The following is an 18,346-nucleotide window of genomic DNA, read 5'->3' as shown; positions in this document are numbered from 1 at the left end:
AGTATTCGTTTACTCAGAATGAAACTTACCAAAGCCACGAAATGAAGCTTGAACTAAATTTTTATAATTTCATTTATGTATTTTCCTGCTCCTTAGGATATCTTTTGAGTATAGTTTTATTGACTTATGGAATAAAAAAGAGATCTACCAACATCCTAATGGGACTGAGTTTTTTGTTTCTTTCCCATGGAATTCTCTTGGCAGGTTTGATAGATACTGGCTTAATTATCCATTTTCCCTTTATCTATAGAACAGGTAATTTAGCAGGTTTGATTTATGCTTTTTTACCTTTTTTATATATCCAATTTACCCTATTTAAATCCCAATTTAAATGGTGGCATTTGATTCATTTATTGCCAGCCCTTATCTACACTGTTGATTATTGGCCTGTATTAATGATGAATTCCTCCGAAAAATTAGATTTGATTCTTTCGGAAGTAAATGATCCCTATTTGATTGTAAGCTTTACTCAAAGCAGATTTTTTCCATCAGGATTTTATACTCCTTTTCGAACAATTTTAGTCAATTTTTATTGGATTTTAAGTTTGATTCTCGTTTGGAAATTTAAAAAAGCGAATCCCGCTTTGGGAGAAAAAAAGGATGTTTATCATTGGATTCAGACTTATTTATTTTTCCAATTAGTTATGTTTTTACCCTTTTATTTCACTTTAGGAAGTTTAGATAAAGATGTTTTGTTTAAAGCTGTTCACTTTGGAGCGGCATTGCAAGACTTGTCCACAGGACTGTTTTTGTTATACTTTCCAAATATTTTATATGGATTTGATTTTTCAGGGGAAAAAATGACCTTAGAAAAACCAGAACCGGATGGATCCAAAAACCTGCCAAAAGGTCCTTCTATCGACGAAGAAAAAGCAGCTGATTTGGACCAAATCCTAAAAATGAAACTAGAGGAGAAAGTTTTTTTAATTAAAGGGTACTCTATAAATGACTTAGCAAAAGATTCTGGGATTCCTCATTATTTATTGAGCCAATATATAAATCATCATCTAGGAATTTCATTTCCAGATTATATTAATAGAGAGCGGATTTTTTATTGTTGCCAATTATTGGATTCTGATCAGGCGGAAAATTACACCTTGGAAGCGATTGGAGAATTGTCTGGATTTAGTAATCGAAATTCATTTTCTGCTGCTTTCAAGAAAGTTATGGGAAAATCCCCTTCCAAGTACTTAAAGGATAAGTCTGAGAAAAAATAGAAAATCTGATTCTTGATTTTTTGCATAGATTCAATTGAATTTAGCAAGGTCTTTTCGGAATTAGATATAATATCCTGATTATTTTTTTCCTTAGTAATGATTTCTTAATGGGTAAATAAGAATATCCAATGATAATTTTGTAAATTTTTAACTTGGTTATCATTATCTATTTGTATAAAAAGTTTACAGATCCTTTCAATTAAAAATCTTTTTATTCAATTAAAAACTATCCTATAAGATATTGTTTATGAGAAATTTAGCGCTCCCATTTCTTTTATTATTAGCATCAGTTTTACTACTCACTTTTTGCACTCCTAAAGAAGAATCTAATGTTGGTTTAATGGAGGAAGTTCAAAATCCTGAACTTGTTTCTTGGAATGAAGGACCCACAAAACAAGCAATTATTGATTATGTAATGGATGTAACCAATCCATCCAGTTCAAACTTTATACCTGTAGAAGATCGTATCGCAACTTTCGACAATGACGGAAATTTGTGGTCGGAGCAGCCTGCTTATTTCCAATTATTTTTTGCCATTGATCGAGTGAAAGCCTTAGCATCAGAACATCCTGAATGGTCTACCCAACAACCATTCAAGTCTGTTTTGGAAAACGATATGAAAACGCTAAGCACATTTGGGGAGCATGGTTTATTGGAATTGGTAATGGCTTCCCATACTGGAATGTCCACGGAAGAATTTGAGCAAATCGTAATCGACTGGTTAGAAACTTCCAGACATCCTCGCTTTGATAGACCTTTTAATGAATTGATCTATCAACCCATGTTAGAGTTGCTGGACTACCTAAGAGCGAATGAATTTAAAACCTTTATCGTATCTGGTGGAGGAATTGAATTTATGAGACCTTGGGTAGATGAGGCATATGGAATCCCCTCTGATCAAGTAGTAGGAAGTAGTATCGCGACCGAATTTGATTACAATAATGGAAACCCAATTATCAAACGAATTCCAAAAATTGACTTTATAGATGATAAGGAAGGTAAACCTATTGGGATCAACAGGTTTATCGGCAAAAAACCTGTATTCGCCTCTGGAAACTCTGATGGAGATTTGCAAATGCTTCAGTGGACGGATTCCAATAAGTATAAATCATTTCAATTGTATTTGCACCATACTGATGCTGAGCGTGAATGGGCCTATGATAAGAATTCTTCTATTGGGAGATTAGATAAAGGCTTGGAGGAAGCACTTAATAAAGGGTGGACCGTGGTAGATATGAAGAAGGATTGGAAAGTGATTTACCCTTTTGAAATGAAATAACAATTAACGTAAACTTTAATCTTAATTATGTAATCAATTTTAAACTTTTATTATGAAACAAAAATTATCGTTTTTAAAAATAGCCATTCTTACTCTGTTATTTCTGCCTCTATTGGCAAATGCACAGGATAAACCAAATATTGTAGTCATTTGGGGCGATGATATTGGATATTGGAATGTTGGTGCTTATACCCACGGAATGATGGGTAGAACTCCTAATATTGATGGCATAGCCCGTGATGGAATGTTGTTTACAGATCACTACGGACAGCCAAGTTGTACAGCTGGAAGAGCTGCCTTTATCATGGGACAATTGCCAGTAAGAACAGGGATGACTACTATTGGTATTCCTGGTTCCACGCAAGGTATTCAGGCAGTAGATCCTACTTTGGCACAAGTGCTAAAAACCCAAGGCTATGCCACGGCGCAGTTCGGAAAAAATCACTTGGGTGATCGTAATGAGTTTTTGCCGACCATGCATGGATTTGATGAATGGTTTGGAAACCTCTATCACCTCAATGCAGAAGAAGAGCCAGAGGAATTGGATTATCCTGGACAGAAAAACCCCGCATATCTAGAGAAATTTGGGCCAAGAGGAGTTTTACATGCTTGGGCTACAGATGTTGACGAGCCTACTGTTGACCCGAAATTCGGTAAGGTTGGGAAGCAACGCATCGAGAATACGGGCCCGCTTACCCGGGAGCGAATGGAAACTTTTGATGCGGAGGTAACAGAAGAAACATTGAAATATCTGGATAAAGTGGGCAAAGAGGATAAACCATTTTTTATCTGGTACAATACAACAGCTACCCATATTTGGTCTCATAGCACAAACAAATACATCCAAGCGGCTGTAAATGAGGGTCGCGCAGAAGAAGATGTAGTTCGTGCAAAGATGATCGAGCATGACGAACTTATCGGAAAAGTCCTTCAGAAAATTAAAGACATGGGGGAAGAAGATAACACGATTGTGATCTATTCTACTGATAATGGAAATGAATTGATGTATTGGCCTGATGGAGGATATGCACCATTTAGAGGTGAAAAAGGAACTACTTGGGAAGGTGGCCTCCGCGTACCGATGCTTGTAAAATGGCCAGGTAAAATACCGGCAGGAACCTATTCCAATGGAATTCAAAGCCATGAAGATTTATATGTGACACTCGCAGCTGCTGCAGGTCTTCCAAATTTGAAAGAAGAACTATTAGCTGGAAAGAAAATGGGTGACCAAACCTTCAAAACACATTTGGATGGATATAATAACCTGGATCTGTGGACTGGTAAAACAGATAAATCTGCCCGAAGAGAAATGTTTTATTACGATGAATCAGATTTGATGGCAATCAGAGTAGATGCCTGGAAAATGCATATTGGTGTAAAACATGGTGGAAACTGGTTCGACGAAAAATCCTATCCAAGCGTCCCTTATATTGTTAATCTATTAATGGATCCGATGGAGAAAATGACTCCTGATTCAGAAGAGTGGGGATATGTAGGTAGAAAGTTCGTTGCTCAAAAACTTTGGGCTCCTACAGCTGCTGTTCCTTTCCTACAGGCACATTTGAAATCATTAGTTGATTACCCACCAAGTCAAGGAGGAGAATCATTGAATATGAAAGCCACAATTGAAAAAGCGATGAAAATGATGGAACAGCCAACTGGAGGAACGCATTAATTGGGTTTTCTATCTTGAAAAATAAGTTTTGATTTATTTAAAAGGCAAACTTTTCTTCGGATTATGTTTGCCTTTTTTTCAAAACTGAAAACGAAAATGAATTTAATGGTATTTAAGAACAAAAGATTTTAAATCCATTTAGATTAACAAACTCTCCGATTTAGAACAAACTCTATTTTAAAAGTTTTATCCCTTAATATTCCTAATAAATTATAGTTCTAAAATTTTCTTGATCCTATCTTGAATAAAGTCAACATAAACGAAAAATTTGATCTGATTAAGGAGCACTGGAGTCCCAAGATCATTGGTGAACTCAATGGGCAAGATGTCAAATTAGCTAAAGGTGAGTTTTTATGGCATAATCAAAAGGGAGAAGATGAGTTTTTTTGTAACTCTAAAGATTGAGTTTCGAGATCGAAGCATAACCTTGGGTGAGGGTGGGATGTTAATTATTCCCAGAGGAGTTGAGCACTATCCAATAGCAGATGAGGAAGTTTATCTTTTGCTTTTTGAGCCTCAAAACACCAAGAATACTGGAAATGTGATGACCGAGAGGATTGTAATTCGAAAAGTTTTAATTCTTTAAGAAATAAGAAAAATTCAACAACATTTTTAGTTTAACTTTTTGTCATGTTGATTTCGGCTTGGATTCCAGTAAAGAGAGAAATATTCTTTGACCTTGAAATGCCTTCAATACCAAGTGTTCATTACAAATATATCTCTGGAAAATAGACAGTAGTCCAGTAATTTCTGGGCAGAATGCATACAAAGACTTCGTATACCCATAAACATTTGACATTGAACAAGGTACAAAAAATAGAATACCACCAAACTTCTCATATTCTTTGTAGTTCAGTTAGAATTTCACCAAATTAATTGTAGAAAATAGAGATATGAATTTTTTTTACTCTTTTAAAAAGTACCTTTTTCTTATTCTGGCTTTTGCTTTTGGGTATTTATGTTTGATAGAAAACATAAATGCTCAGGGCGCGCAAAAGATATTCAATCCAATCTATGAGGACTATTTTGATAGCCTCAAGCAAATGGATTATTCCTATACCTTCCCAATTTTGGGAGCAAAAGCCACGAAAGCAGGGTATGATTTACCCTATGCTTGGGGGGCAAGTGCAATATATTTTACCCAGCGCCAGGAAATAACGATCAATCAAACCTTAGTAGGACTTAATGGAGGCGAGATGATTGATGTAAGTAATCTGATCAAGTTTGGGCCAACAATCGCATCCACCAATGCTTACACGGTGAGGCCTGATTTATGGGTCTTACCATTTTTAAACATCTATGGAATGTTTGGAGGAGGAACTACCCAAACAGACATCACACTGATTCAACCTGTAGGCTTTCAGACATCACAACATTTTAATGCAAAGAGTTTTGGTTTTGGAGGTACCTTAACCGGAGCTTGGGGCCCTTTATGGGCTGCCTGGGACAATAATTTTAATTTTGTGGATGTAGATGTGATAGTGGAACCAATCCCTGCTTACAATTCAAGTCTAAGAATTGGTCACACCATACCTTCACTTAAAAATCCACAGCGGAATATGTCTGTATGGGCTGGGGTATTTTACCAGACTATTCAGAGTGATACAAAAGGGTCCATCTTAATAGAGCAGATTTTCCCTGGTTTCGGAGGCGGCAACTTTATTTCCATTTTAAATGAATGGGCCGATACTTTACCCCCAACCCAAAGACTGGTAGCCAAACAGATTATTGGTAGATTGGAAGATTTTGCAAATGGTATTGATCCATCAGAAACAAGTATTGATTATAAGTTAGATAAGGAAGTATCGGCTAGGTTTAACATGATATTGGGTACACAATATCAGCACAATAAGAACTGGATGCTACGAACAGAAGTAGGTGTTTTTGGGAAAAGGAGTCAGTTTTTATTGAATTTGAATTATAGGTTTGCAGGCATCCATAAAAAACAATAGATTGAGTTAAATCTATAACAGATATGAAGTTGCGTCCCAACCTAGTTTTTACATTTTTATTATTTTTTGGAGTAGTAAGTTATTCAAATGCTCAAGTGTTGATGAGCTTAATTTTTGGCGATAAATTAAATACAGAGAACAATGCCTTTGGATTGCATGTAGATTACAGCTTTAATGGGATTACAAACATTGAAGATTCTAAAGCATTGGGTTTGGGCTCTTTGAATTTAGGCTTGTTTTTCAGCCGAAAGTTTGATGATCATTGGGCTTGGAATTTGGAATTATTAGGTAAATATGTCAGAGGAGCAGCAGGAGTTCCAGCCTACTCGCTAATGGATCCAGAACTGGATGCTCTTTATTCAGGAACCAAGTTCGATCGAAAAATAAGCTACTTAAGTGCGGCTCCCACCATTCGATATTTAACTGATATGGGGTTGTTTCTTGAAGGAGGAGCACAGTTTTCTTGGAGGACAAGGAAAGCAAAAGACTATTTTGAGAAGGAAGTCCCAGATGGAGAATTGTCGCTGGAAGTGGATGTAAAAAATCAAATCAATCAAATTGATGCTTCCTATATTGTGGGTATTGGAGCTTTCATCGGGAAGTATAAGATAGATGCAGTAGGTATCAGATATGTAGGAGGAATAGTGAATGTGATGAAAAACCAGGGAAGTAATAAACATTCTCAGCTTGCTATCTATTATAACCTTCCAATCGGAAGAGGAAAAGCTGGTTTGAAGGATTAAACTCCGATCGTTGCAATTGCTTCAACCATTTCGTTATTGGGAAAAGTTTTCCTCCTTTCTAAAATTAGTATTCTATGAAAATCTTTCGGGCAATTTTTCTTTTTACAATTCTCTTAGGTTTATTTTCCTGTAAAGAAGACAAAGACATACTACCGCTCAGTCCGCTTGAAGGAATTTGGCAGCGTGCAGTTTATAATTCCGATCAGAAAGTCTTTTTTATCTTCCAATATATTTTTCAGACAGATGGTACTTTGGAGAAAAGTATTTTGATCAGAGAAAGTGAGACTACTACCATACTTGGTTATTATAGTAATGCAATTGGAACATACGAACTCCGTGGAGAGTCCTACACGGAGAATATTACCAAGATGTATGAGCTAAAATTGGATGCATACCTCTTATATGTTCCAAAAGAAAATCTTCAGGAAGCGGAAGTTACAGGCACCTACCCCATTACAGGTAGTATGATTTTTTCTCCAAATAACAGATCTTTTGATTTGGTGTATCCTTGCAATGATACTCCTAATGGAAGAGTAAATAGTTGTGTTGGAGCCCTGACCTATAGAAGAGTGGATTAAAAGGGATTAGCCATTTGGGTGCTTTTTCATCCAATGATCTACCGAAAATTTTCCTGATCCGAATATTAAAAAGACAATCAGCAGTACCAATACCAAAATAGATGTTTCAAATTCCAGGTTATTAGAGACTGATAAAAAGCCTTGATTAATATTCACGAACAATACGGCCCCTAAAAGAATTGGGATTTGGAAGGCTATGGCAAATCGGGTGACCAATCCCATGGCGATCAAAATTCCTCCTACCAAATGGGCAAAAGCTACAAAATGAGCCAACCCTAAATTGACGAATTGGAGATCCGCATTTTTCATGGTTTCAAGGAGAGCGTCTGTATTTGATATAAATAAGACCCCTTTGTAAAAGATAAATAGGCCTAATACCACTCGTAAAAAGTCAATCCATTGTGGATGATGGGCATCTGCCCAGTGTTCCATTTTTTGTACAGCATTCATATTATTTTGGGTTTTGGTTATACTCTTTATACGTTGGTTTTAAATTAATGATTTGAAATTCAATTGGTTGGATGTTGAGTTGTCCGAGTTTTTCCCCTAAGCCTTTAATCACTATTTCTTACTGCTTGAAGGATTTTCTGACTTAACAAATTCGAAAATGCTGTACCTTCCTTTTTCAAACCTTGTTTTTATGAACATCATTTTCAGATCTCTTTTCTTTTTTTTAGTTGTTGTAATGATGCAACCTTCCTTTGCTCAGGAAATCCCGACAGGATATCAACTTGTTTGGCAAGAAGAGTTTAATGAAGAGGGTTCCGTTGATCTTTCCACATGGAATTTTGAAAAGGGATTTGTCAGAAATAACGAACTTCAATGGTATCAGGAGGCCAACGTTAGCCAGAAAAATGGGATACTCCTGATCCAAGGGAGAAGAGAACAGCTAGCTAATCCTGGTTTTGAAGCGGGAAGCGATAATTGGAAAAAAGCACGGGAATTTGCTGAATATACTTCTTCTAGTATCAATACGAGAGGCAAGTATGAATTTCAATTTGGCATTTTGGAAGTCCGCGCTAAGATTGATACAGCTTCAGGAATGTGGCCTGCGATTTGGACCCTTGGAGTTACTAAACCTTGGCCTGCCAATGGAGAAATTGATGTGATGGAATTTTATCAGATAAAAGGAGAGCAGACCATTTTAGCCAATGCTGCTTGGGCGGATGCAACCAAAAGAGCCAATTGGGACGAAGCTAAGATCCCACTTTCTAAATTTTTAGAAAATGACCCTCAATGGGCCGAAAAATTCCATATTTGGAAGATGGATTGGACGGAAGAATCTATCAAAATCTACCTGGATGAAGTTCTATTGAATGAAATTGACCTAAGCAAAACCTTAAACCCTGATGGGTTTAACCCGTTCCATCAACCCCACTATATTTTACTGAATTTGGCTATTGGCTCTAACGGAGGAGATCCTTCTCCTACAGATTTTCCAAGGGAGTATCAAGTGGATTATGTTCGGGTTTATCAGAGAAAATAGGAGTTAATCGAAGGTTTTTGAACTGTCTGCTACCAGGTAGTTGAGCTCTTTCAGTTCTTTTTCGGTTAAGTCTCTCCACTTACCTACCGGGATATCCAGGTGTACATTCATAATTCGGATGCGTTTCAATTGCTTTACTTCGTATCCCAAATATTCACACATTCTTCTGATTTGGCGATTCAGCCCTTGGGTGAGGATAATTCTGAATTTGAATCGGGAAATCCGTTCCACTTTACAGGGATCAGTGACAGTGTCCAAAATGGGAATCCCAGAGCTCATGCGTTGAATAAAGCGATCGTTGATAGGCTTGTCCACAGTGACAATGTATTCCTTTTCATGGTTGTTCTTGGACCGCAGAATTTTATTGACAATATCTCCTTCACTGGTCAGGAAAATTAAGCCTTCACTGTCCTTGTCTAATCTACCGATTGGAAAAATCCTTTGAGGGTGCCCAATATAGTCTATCATATTATTCTTCTCCCCTTTGGTATCGGTGGTGGAAACTATCCCTACGGGTTTATTGAATGCGATATACACATGGTTTTGAATCGGCTTACCCACTGGCTTGCCATCTACCCTCACAATATCATTGGGCATTACTTTAGTGCCCACTTCCGGGATTTTACCATTTAAAGTAATCCTCCCTGCTTCGAGAAGCTTATCACCTTCTCTTCGGGAACAAAAACCTACTTCACTCAGGTATTTATTGATTCGGATTCCTTGATTCTCTTCCATGCTGTAAAATTTCCTGATTCTTTGGAAATAAAAAAGCCCCGACACGAAAATTCGCTCGGGGCTCTTCAACTATCATTAAGAATTATTTTCCTTTTTCTCCGATTGAGATCATTGCACATCTGAAACCAATAGAGTTAGTTGCAGAATCCTGGTGCATAAATCTACGAGTACCTGGAGCTAGCCAATAAGCTACATCTTTCCAAGATCCACCTTTGTAAACTCTAAACTCATCGCTTAGCATAGAAGTTTCGTAGTTATCGATTTCATCATAAACGCCATCTTTTCTCAAAGGGTTTAAGTCATCAAAATCTTGATAAGAAAGAGGTCTGTAGATATCATATACCCATTCGTTCATGTTTCCAGCCATGTGATACAATCCAAAATCGTTGGGAGCCATATCATACACGTTGGTAGGAAGGATTTCACCGTCATTTCTTTGGTTACCTGCAATACCTGCATAGTCACCACGACCTCTTTTAAAGTTTGCCAAGAAATCACCTTGCTTTCCTTTTCTCTTTACGTTGTATGGGTTTCTCACTCCACGACCATCCCAAGGATAGATTCTACCATATTCCTGATTTTCGTCTAAATACTGAGTACCGATCATTGCTTTGGCGGCATATTCCCACTCACCTTCATTTGGAAGTCTGAAATCAGCCATGGCTACTCCACGCTCAATCAGTTGATTTTTGGTGAAAGTAGAATCAATTTCTCTTTCTTTTCTAATCAACTCCTGTACATACTCAGTTCTCCACTTAGAATATACATTAGCCTGAGTCCAAGATACACCAGCAACCGGGTAGAAATTAAACCCTGGGAATCTGAAATAGTAGGATTGGTACAAGTCATTGAATGACATAGCGCCAGACCAAACATTTTCTGATGGTTCTAACTTCAAAAGAGAATCAGCGCTTACCTTTTTCTTCATGTCGAAAAGAAATTCACGGTAATCATTATTCGTGATTTCAGTTTCATCCATGTAGAAATTGGAAATCGTCACGGTTCTTTCCTGATTGTCTCGGAATGCCATCACATCTTCCTCTTGAGAACCCAAAACAGCCCGACCTCCTTGGATGAATTTCAAGTTAGGACCAGGGATTTGTTCTGCATTTTTTGCCACAAAGAAGTTAGTAGAGTCGTTTTCATCAAAACTGAACTCAGCTCCTGTCGTCGCACTTTTTTTGCCTGGGTTGTTGGCAGTTCTTCTACCATAACCTGGAGTTTTGTTACAAGAGGTTAAAACAGAGCCTGCTACAATAGCCAAGGCAGCTGTCCACATTCCCCATGATTTGTTACTCAGACGCATATGTATATCTATTTAAGGTCTTGATCAGTTTGTAAATATAGAAGCATTACAGACTACTTCCAATCAAATTTCTAGAACGCAAGTTTAAGAAAAGGTGCTTATTATGCAAATTTTCAAGTATTCTACAAATTAGGTATGGAAAACAACAATATTTATGCCAGTTAAATTTTACGAAAATTAGACTTCAGACATCTCTTTAAGAGCACTTTGTGCCTTTGAGATTGTTGGAATTTCTGACACTGTTAAAATCAAACGATTTTTATACTCCTTTATTTTACTTTGCTTCGCATGTAACTGAACAAATTTCATAATCTTCCCAAATACCTCAGAGGAATAGAAATCATCTCTGGTAGAAGGAAGTAGGTAGCATTTCATTTGCTTTCCTTTCAAATTTAGTTTCTCAATTCCCAATTTTTCTGCCATCCATCTCAATCGTACCGTTTCCATTAAATCCTTGACCGAATCAGGCAATGGACCAAACCGATCAACTAGCATCGCTGAGAATTTGCCCAGTTCTTCTTCATTTTTAATGGTATCCAGTTTGGAATAGAGTCCCAATCTTTCTGAAATATTGGTTACATATTCTTCTGGGATCAATAGTTCCAAATCTGTTTCAATGGTACAATCCTGTACCAAGACTTTCACTTTCTCTTTCAGATCTACTTCGAATAGGGCAGCAAACTCATTTTCCTTCAGTTCCTGCACTGCTTCATCCAGTATTTTATGATACATTTCAAATCCAAGATCAGTAATAAATCCACTTTGTTCTGCTCCCAATAGGTTTCCAGCACCTCTGATATCGAGATCTTTCATAGCCACTTTGAATCCATCTCCCAAATCAGAAAATTCCTCCAATGTTTGTAGTCTTTTTCTTGCTTCAGGGGTAAGGCCAGACATTGGTTGGGTTAATAAATAGCAAAAGGCTTTTTTATTGCTTCTTCCTACTCTTCCTCTCATTTGGTGCAAATCACTCAAACCAAACATATGAGCTCGGTTAATGATGATTGTGTTGGCATTGGGAATATCCAATCCTGATTCTATGATGTTGGTAGAAACGAGCACATCGTATTCATGATTGATAAAGTCCACCATGATTTTTTCGAGCTTTTTACCATCCATCTGACCATGGGCACCAACAACTCGGGCATCAGGAACCAGTTTCATGATCAAATTGGCAATGCTATCAATTTCTCCTACCCGATTGTGAACGAAAAATACTTGTCCACCTCTTCTTAATTCATAGGCTACAGCATCTCTGATGGTTTCTTCTTGAAAAGTCGCGACTTCAGTAGTTACGGGTTGCCTATTTGGAGGTGGTGTGGCAATGACCGACAAATCACGGGCACCCATCAGTGAAAAATGTAGGGTCCTTGGAATTGGAGTAGCTGTCAATGTCAATACATCCACATTGACCCGTAGGTTTTTCAGTTGGTCTTTTACTTTTACTCCAAATTTTTGCTCCTCATCTATGATCAACAAGCCTAAATCTTTGAAAACGATGTCTTTATTGACGATTTTATGGGTTCCGACCAGAATGTCTATTTCCCCTGTTTTCACCTGATTAACAATCTCTTTGACTTGTTTGGCGGTACGGAATCGGTTGATATACTCCACTTTTACCGGTAGGTTTTCCAATCGTTCACAAAAAGTCTGGTAATGTTGCATGGCCAAAATCGTGGTGGGAACCAAGACAGCCACTTGCTTTCGATCGTTGACTGCTTTGAATGCAGCACGTATGGCCACTTCTGTCTTGCCAAAACCCACATCTCCACAAACCAAACGATCCATCGGATAGGATTTTTCCATATCGGCTTTCACATCTGCCGTAGACATTGCCTGATCCGGTGTATCTTCATAGATGAACGAAGACTCCAACTCCACCTGCAGTACGGAATCCCTACTGAATGCAAAACCGGGGGCAGATCTTCTTTTTGCGTACAAGGAGATCAAATCTTTGGCTATGTCTTTGACCTGCCGCTTTACCTTTTTCTTTTTGTTGTCCCACTCTGGAGAACCTAATTTTGACATGGAAGGCATGGTGCCTTCTTGCCCGGAATATTTTGAGATTTTGTGGAGTGAGTGAATATTTACATACAGCAAATCATCATCACGGAAGACCAACCTTACCGCCTCTTGAAGTTTTCCATTCACATCCACCTTTTCCAACCCTGCAAATCGGCCGACGCCATAATCCACATGCACAATGTAGTCTCCGGGATGTAGCGCCTTTAGTTCTTTGATAGTTAAGGCTTTGGATTTGCTGGCTTTGTTTTTGGTTTTGTATCGGTGGAAACGTTCGAACAGCTGATGATCCGTGTAGCAAACCAGCTTAAGAATTCGATCTTCGAATCCTTCTCTTAATCCCAGCAGCATACTTTGCACCTGAAGGGTAGGATCCAATTCTCTGAAAATTCCCAGGAGACGCTCTATCTGTTTTTCATTTTCCGCAGTCAGGATATTGGTAAATCCTTTTTTCTCATTCTCAGAAAGATTACTTACCAATAAGTCAAAATTCTTATTAAATGAAGGTTGGGGCTGACTGTCCCATTTGATTTCTTTGCCTCCCCGAAGGTAAAATTGCTTCCCAAATTCAATTTGAGAATGATTGGTTGCCAATGCTTGAAAATCCTTTCCCTTATCAAAAAGATCCGAAGGCTTCAGCATAAGCTTGTCAGTCTGAGTTTGATTAGCAATGGTATCAAAAGCCTGTTCAGCTTTATGGAAACACTCATCCATCACATCAAGGTTGAGCTGATAGTCCTTATACCAAATTTTGCAATTTTCAGGTAGAAAGCTCAAAAATGACTGGCGAACTTCCTGGAGTAGTTTTGTTTGAACATTCGGAATCAGTGAAATTTCATCCACATTGGCAATGGAAAGTTGGCTTTCCGGATCAAATGTTCGAATACTTTCAATTTCTTTTCCAAAAAGTTCAAGACGGTAGGGGTGTTCATTTGAAAAAGAAAACACATCCAAAATTCCACCTCTTATGGCAAATTGACCAGGTTCATAGACAAAATCGATTTTTTCGAAATCATAGCTGGTCAAAACTTCGGAAACGAATTCCATATCCACAGATTCTCCAACAGAAGCTGTAAACGTATTTTCTTTCAAAGATCTTTTATTGATGACCCGTTCATAAAGCGCTTCTGGATAGGTGATAATAATCCTGGAATCGGTCTTGGCATCCAGTATAAGGTTTAGGATTTCAGACCGTAATAATACATTGGCATTGTCTACTTCCTCGTATTGGTAAGCTCGCTTGAAGCTCGAGGGAAAAATCATATGATCTTCCGTGTTCAACAGATTTTGAAGGTCTGAATTGAGGTAGGCAGCTTGTTCTTTATCCGTTGCGATGATTAAGTGAAAACCACCATGTTGGCGATAGTAGCTTGCAAAAAGCACCATATCAAGACTTCCAGAAAGACCTTTCAATTGCAAGAGGAATTTTTCTTTCTTATTTAATTCATGAGAAAGTGTTTGAAAAATCGGGTCTGATTGGTAGATGGAGAGAAATGCCTGTCGATCCAAAATAGTAGCGTAGTTTGTATAGTAAGGTTTGGAGATCAAATTTAACGCATTTGATCGTCAATAGAGCTAAATTGAGTTGATTTAGAAAACTCTGAACCTAAGGATAGATAAAATGTTTATCAAATATGGGCAATACAAAAGAATCTAAAACTTGGTTTCAAAAGCTGGAAAGCCTACATCCATATGAAACACTCCTATACTTAGGAATGCTAGGGAGCGGTCTGATTTTTCTTTTTTTGGTGGTCGCTTTTCTTTTTTCTGGGTTAAGGCAATTGGAAGGATTAAACCATCGTGTTCCGATCGCTTTCCTGATTTCTACCATGCTGCTGATTTTGAGTGGTTACACAGCTACCCAAATGAGATTGCATTATCAAGAAGAAAATACCGATAAGCTTCAGGCATCCTTGCGAAATACTATTTTGTTGGGGATTTCCTTTACCTGTTTCCAATTGATTGGATGGATGGAACTCAGCAATATGGGGATCAGTTTCACTGGCATTCCCAGTGGTAGTTTCCTATACGTATTGTCTGGCATCCATATTTTCCATTTACTGGGAGCAATGGTATTTGCCCTTATTATGTGGGTTCAATTAAGAAAATACCAACGAGATCAGATTAAAAATCTCGTAATGCTGACCAATCCCTTCGAGAAAATGAGGATTAGGCTATTTACTTTTTACTGGCATTACATGGATGCCATTTGGTTGGTTTTATTCTTCTTATTTGTTCTCAGTTTCTAGTCGATTCGCATGGATATCAAAATTAAAACGAATGTGGAGCAGGATTACCTTTCTGTAAAGGAAGGATTTCAGGCATCCCTTTTTAAAAAACTAAGTCCACCCTTTCCTCCGGTGAAACTGATCAGGTTTGATGGCTCTGAGAAAGGAGATATTGTTTCCTTAGAATTGAACTTTATTTTCTTCAGACAAAAATGGGTAAGTAAGATTACGGAAGACCAAACTACCGAGGAGGAATTTTATTTTGTTGATGAGGGGATCGAGTTGCCCTTTTTCCTAAAATCCTGGAAACATAAACATCGAATTATTGGCACTAGTAAAGGGAGTATTATCCAAGACGAAATAAGTTATCAGGCCCCATTTAAGCTCCTGACATGGCTTTTATATCCTGCCATGATTCTTCAATTTGCTTATCGAATACCTATATATAAGAAAGTCTTCAAGAAAGAAGGTTAAACCAGCGGGATCTTGTTTTCACAATTTTCGATCAGACAATCCCCATAAAGCACGAGTGAGTGACTTTTTATGGAAGACTTGAATTCCTTTCCTATAGATTCTTTGATTTCATTGATTTTAGGATCAGAGAATTCACGGATTTTTCGGCATTGGTTGCATACATGATGATCATGATGCTTATAAGTAAGCGCCTGCTCGTAAAGGGCAACTTTATCTTTGAATTGGTGTTTTACTGCCAGACCACTTTCTACCAAAAGGTCTAATGTATTGTAAATGGTCGCCCGACTGATGGTATACCCTTTATTTCTCATGCTTAGAAAAAGGCCTTCCACATCCATATGTTCGTCTTCTGGAAGGGAATACAGCTCATCGATTACAGAAAATCGTTCTGGGGTCTTTCTGCTTCCTTGTTTGGTGAGGAAGTTTTCAAAAATCTTTTTTGCTTTCTCTATAAGTGCTTTATCAGCCATATCTCGGGTTGCTAAAAATTAAAGATGGAGTATTCTTGAAATTTTGGCAAGAATCCCATCCTTTTCTATGCTAATTTGGTTTTATTCTAATTTAACAAAAGAGAAACTATTGCGTAAAACATATGGTAAGCCTCAGGGTTTAGAGAATTATATGCTGAAAATTTTACAAAAAGATTTATCTTATATCAATCACCCGAACTTTTCAGTAAATATGTGTGCAAGGATTGCCTTATTTCTTTTCATTTGGATTACTTCGGTGCCTCTTTATGCTCAACTTCCTGGATTCTATATGAAGGAGGAGCAACATAAAGTTCAACTTCCTTTTTACGCTTCCAATAGTTTGATCATTATTCCAGTTTCCATCAATGGAAATTACCCGATTAATTTTCTAGTGGATACTGGGGTTCGCTCCAATATTTTGTTTAGTAAAGACCTAGGAGATGCTATGGAATTGGATTATTCCCGCCAACTTGATCTGATTGGAGCGGATGGTTCAGCGAGTCTGTCTGCTTTCGTTTCTCCTACCAACACGTTTGATTTAGGGCCTATTGAGGGGACGTATCAAAATTTATTGGTTCTGGAGGAGGATTTTTTAGAGTTGGAGACTGTGATTGGGGTTCCGGTATACGGAATTATTGGTTATGAATTCTTTAAATACAATCCTGTCAAAATCGATTATGACAAGGAACTGATCACTTTTTATGAAAATGATGCTGTGAAATGGCGGCCGATCTTTTATAAAAAGCTGGAGATGATTGTAGAGAATAGTAAACCCTATATTGAGGCAAAAGTAAGACAACAGGATGGAAGTATCCTTAACCCCAAACTATTGATTGATACTGGTGCAAACCATGGCTTGTTATTGAACAAGGAAACTTCCGATGACATCATTTTACCAGAACTGTTTATAGAATCTGAATTGGGGCAAAGTTTGGGAGGGGTTCTGGAAGGGTTTATTGGCAGAGTAAAAGCCCTCAATATACAAGGTTTTAGATTGCAGGATGTCCTCACCTCCTATCCGAACGAGACGCCTTATAGCTATGTGATTAAAGAATCAGGGAGGCAAGGTAGTTTAGGTTCTGAAGTCTTGGGAAGGATGAAATTGATCATTGATTACCCTAGAAACAGATTGCTGATTCGGAGAGGTGAAAAATATTACGCTCCATTTGAATACGATATGAGTGGCATTTCTGTCAAGAAAGTTCCTAATGAGGAAAATCGGATTTATGTGGGGCAAGTACGGGTCAACTCTCCTGCCAGCAAGGCTGGGATTGAAGAGTTTGACGAAATTTTGTCCATCAACAAGATTCCCGCTTTTATCTGGGAATTGTCAGATGTCATTAAACTTTTGAGATCAGAAGAGGGAAAAGAAATTGAATTTGAGATCCGTAGGTATGAAGGGTTGGACTTGACCAAGTACGAGGATATGGTATTTCGCATAGTTCTCAAAAAGCAGATTTAATCCAGGATTGACCCGATTGGAATAAAAAATGGATATTTTTGATTTCAGTATGGGGAGATAATCAAACCTCTTTCTGTGAATTTCGTGATTAATTCCGATTTCTAAACCAAAAAACAGACTATGAAAAAATTATTGATTCCTATTTTGATCTTAGCAGTGGTGGGTATCTATATGTACACCAAGGCAGTAGGAACTTACAATCAATTTGTTCAAACCGAAGAACAAATTAACGGTCAATGGGCTGAGGTACAAACACAATATCAGAGAAGAGCAGACCTGATCCCAAATTTGGTCAATACCGTTAAGGGATATGCAGATTTTGAGCAAGAGACCCTTACTGGTGTGATTGAAGCGAGAGCCAAAGCGACTTCCGTCAATGTAGATGCAGGAAACCTAACTCCAGATAAATTAGCAGAATTTCAACAAGCTCAGGATCAGCTTTCCGGTGCTTTAAGCAGATTATTGGTCACCGTAGAACGGTATCCGGATTTGAAAGCAAATCAAAACTTCCTAGAGCTTCAAGCCCAATTGGAAGGAACCGAAAATAGAATCGCTGTGGCCAGAAGGAACTTTAATGAGTCTGTTCAAGCTTATAATGCTAACCTCAGAACATTCCCTAATAACATATTTGCGGGGTGGTATGGCTTCGAGGCAAAAGGTTACTTTGAAGCATCTGCTGGGGCTGAAAATGCGCCCTCAGTACAGTTTTAAGTAAAGTT

General features: G+C 37.9%; 17 protein-coding genes. 12 read left to right on the top strand and 5 right to left on the bottom strand.

Going from position 1 to position 18,346, the window contains the following annotated elements:
* The first annotated feature begins 41 nt into the window (after positions 1 to 41).
* The 7 genes from BUR11_RS15355 to BUR11_RS15325 all read left to right on the top strand — a co-directional run bounded on the left by BUR11_RS15355 (position 42) and on the right by BUR11_RS15325 (position 7,444).
* Complete coding sequence (locus BUR11_RS15355; protein WP_074225854.1) at positions 42 to 1,217, top strand: helix-turn-helix domain-containing protein; 1,176 nt, start codon at positions 42 to 44, stop codon at positions 1,215 to 1,217.
* A 247-nt stretch (positions 1,218 to 1,464) separates the two neighbouring features.
* On the top strand, positions 1,465 to 2,496 hold the full coding sequence (locus BUR11_RS15350; protein ID WP_074225853.1) for an HAD family hydrolase: 1,032 nt from the start codon (positions 1,465 to 1,467) through the stop codon (positions 2,494 to 2,496).
* 52 nt (positions 2,497 to 2,548) lie between these two features.
* A complete protein-coding gene (locus BUR11_RS15345; RefSeq protein WP_074225852.1) occupies positions 2,549 to 4,171 on the top strand; it encodes an arylsulfatase in 1,623 nt (540 codons plus the stop codon).
* Positions 4,172 to 4,547: 376 nt separating this feature from the next.
* Positions 4,548 to 4,757 (top strand): cupin domain-containing protein, encoded by a 210-nt coding sequence (locus tag BUR11_RS21325; protein ID WP_234982181.1) that lies wholly within the window; start codon positions 4,548 to 4,550, stop codon positions 4,755 to 4,757.
* Positions 4,758 to 5,064: 307 nt separating this feature from the next.
* Entirely contained in the window at positions 5,065 to 6,123 is a 1,059-nt protein-coding gene (locus BUR11_RS15335) for a hypothetical protein (protein ID WP_234982180.1), read from the top strand.
* 23 nt (positions 6,124 to 6,146) lie between these two features.
* Positions 6,147 to 6,866, top strand: coding sequence for an outer membrane beta-barrel protein (locus BUR11_RS15330; RefSeq protein WP_074225851.1), 720 nt, complete (start codon positions 6,147 to 6,149; stop codon positions 6,864 to 6,866).
* 74 nt (positions 6,867 to 6,940) lie between these two features.
* Positions 6,941 to 7,444 carry a hypothetical protein gene (locus BUR11_RS15325; protein ID WP_074225850.1) on the top strand — a complete coding sequence of 168 codons (504 nt, stop codon included), beginning with the start codon at positions 6,941 to 6,943 and terminating at the stop codon, positions 7,442 to 7,444.
* 6 nt (positions 7,445 to 7,450) lie between these two features.
* On the opposite strand, the gene BUR11_RS15320 is transcribed toward BUR11_RS15325, so the two are convergent.
* Positions 7,451 to 7,894 carry a DoxX family protein gene (locus tag BUR11_RS15320; protein WP_074225849.1) on the bottom strand — a complete coding sequence of 148 codons (444 nt, stop codon included), beginning with the start codon at positions 7,892 to 7,894 and terminating at the stop codon, positions 7,451 to 7,453.
* Positions 7,895 to 8,084: 190 nt separating this feature from the next.
* Between BUR11_RS15320 and BUR11_RS15315 the strand changes: the two genes are divergently transcribed.
* On the top strand, positions 8,085 to 8,930 hold the full coding sequence (locus BUR11_RS15315; protein WP_074226161.1) for a glycoside hydrolase family 16 protein: 846 nt from the start codon (positions 8,085 to 8,087) through the stop codon (positions 8,928 to 8,930).
* 3 nt (positions 8,931 to 8,933) lie between these two features.
* Here BUR11_RS15315 and rluF read toward each other — a convergent pair whose 3' ends face one another.
* The 3 genes from rluF to mfd form a co-directional block, all read right to left on the bottom strand.
* On the bottom strand, positions 8,934 to 9,665 hold the full coding sequence (gene rluF / locus BUR11_RS15310) for a 23S rRNA pseudouridine(2604) synthase RluF (RefSeq protein ID WP_074225848.1): 732 nt from the start codon (positions 9,663 to 9,665) through the stop codon (positions 8,934 to 8,936).
* An 82-nt stretch (positions 9,666 to 9,747) separates the two neighbouring features.
* Entirely contained in the window at positions 9,748 to 10,971 is a 1,224-nt protein-coding gene (gene gldJ, locus BUR11_RS15305) for a gliding motility lipoprotein GldJ (protein WP_074225847.1), read from the bottom strand.
* Between the two features lie 177 nt (positions 10,972 to 11,148).
* Complete coding sequence (mfd, locus tag BUR11_RS15300) at positions 11,149 to 14,502, bottom strand: transcription-repair coupling factor (protein ID WP_074226160.1); 3,354 nt, start codon at positions 14,500 to 14,502, stop codon at positions 11,149 to 11,151.
* A gap of 125 nt (positions 14,503 to 14,627) precedes the next feature.
* Here mfd and BUR11_RS15295 point away from each other — a divergent pair, with 125 nt between their 5' ends.
* Both BUR11_RS15295 and BUR11_RS15290 read left to right on the top strand, forming a co-directional pair.
* The gene (locus BUR11_RS15295) at positions 14,628 to 15,242 is read left to right on the top strand and encodes a cytochrome c oxidase subunit 3 (RefSeq protein WP_074225846.1); all 615 of its coding nucleotides are present in this window, start codon (positions 14,628 to 14,630) and stop codon (positions 15,240 to 15,242) included.
* Positions 15,243 to 15,251: 9 nt separating this feature from the next.
* Positions 15,252 to 15,695, top strand: coding sequence for an SRPBCC family protein (locus BUR11_RS15290; RefSeq protein ID WP_074225845.1), 444 nt, complete (start codon positions 15,252 to 15,254; stop codon positions 15,693 to 15,695).
* On the opposite strand, the gene BUR11_RS15285 is transcribed toward BUR11_RS15290, so the two are convergent.
* Entirely contained in the window at positions 15,692 to 16,165 is a 474-nt protein-coding gene (locus BUR11_RS15285; protein ID WP_074225844.1) for a Fur family transcriptional regulator, read from the bottom strand. The genes BUR11_RS15290 and BUR11_RS15285 overlap by 4 nt on opposite strands.
* A gap of 151 nt (positions 16,166 to 16,316) precedes the next feature.
* Here BUR11_RS15285 and BUR11_RS15280 point away from each other — a divergent pair, with 151 nt between their 5' ends.
* Entirely contained in the window at positions 16,317 to 17,627 is a 1,311-nt protein-coding gene (locus BUR11_RS15280) for an aspartyl protease family protein (RefSeq protein ID WP_317045277.1), read from the top strand.
* A 120-nt stretch (positions 17,628 to 17,747) separates the two neighbouring features.
* Entirely contained in the window at positions 17,748 to 18,338 is a 591-nt protein-coding gene (locus BUR11_RS15275; RefSeq protein ID WP_074225843.1) for a LemA family protein, read from the top strand.
* Positions 18,339 to 18,346: the final 8 nt, after the last annotated feature.

This window comes from Algoriphagus halophilus (assembly GCF_900129785.1).
Taxonomy (GTDB): Bacteria; Bacteroidota; Bacteroidia; order Cytophagales; family Cyclobacteriaceae; genus Algoriphagus; species Algoriphagus halophilus.
This window is presented reverse-complemented; position numbering and strand designations above follow the sequence as displayed.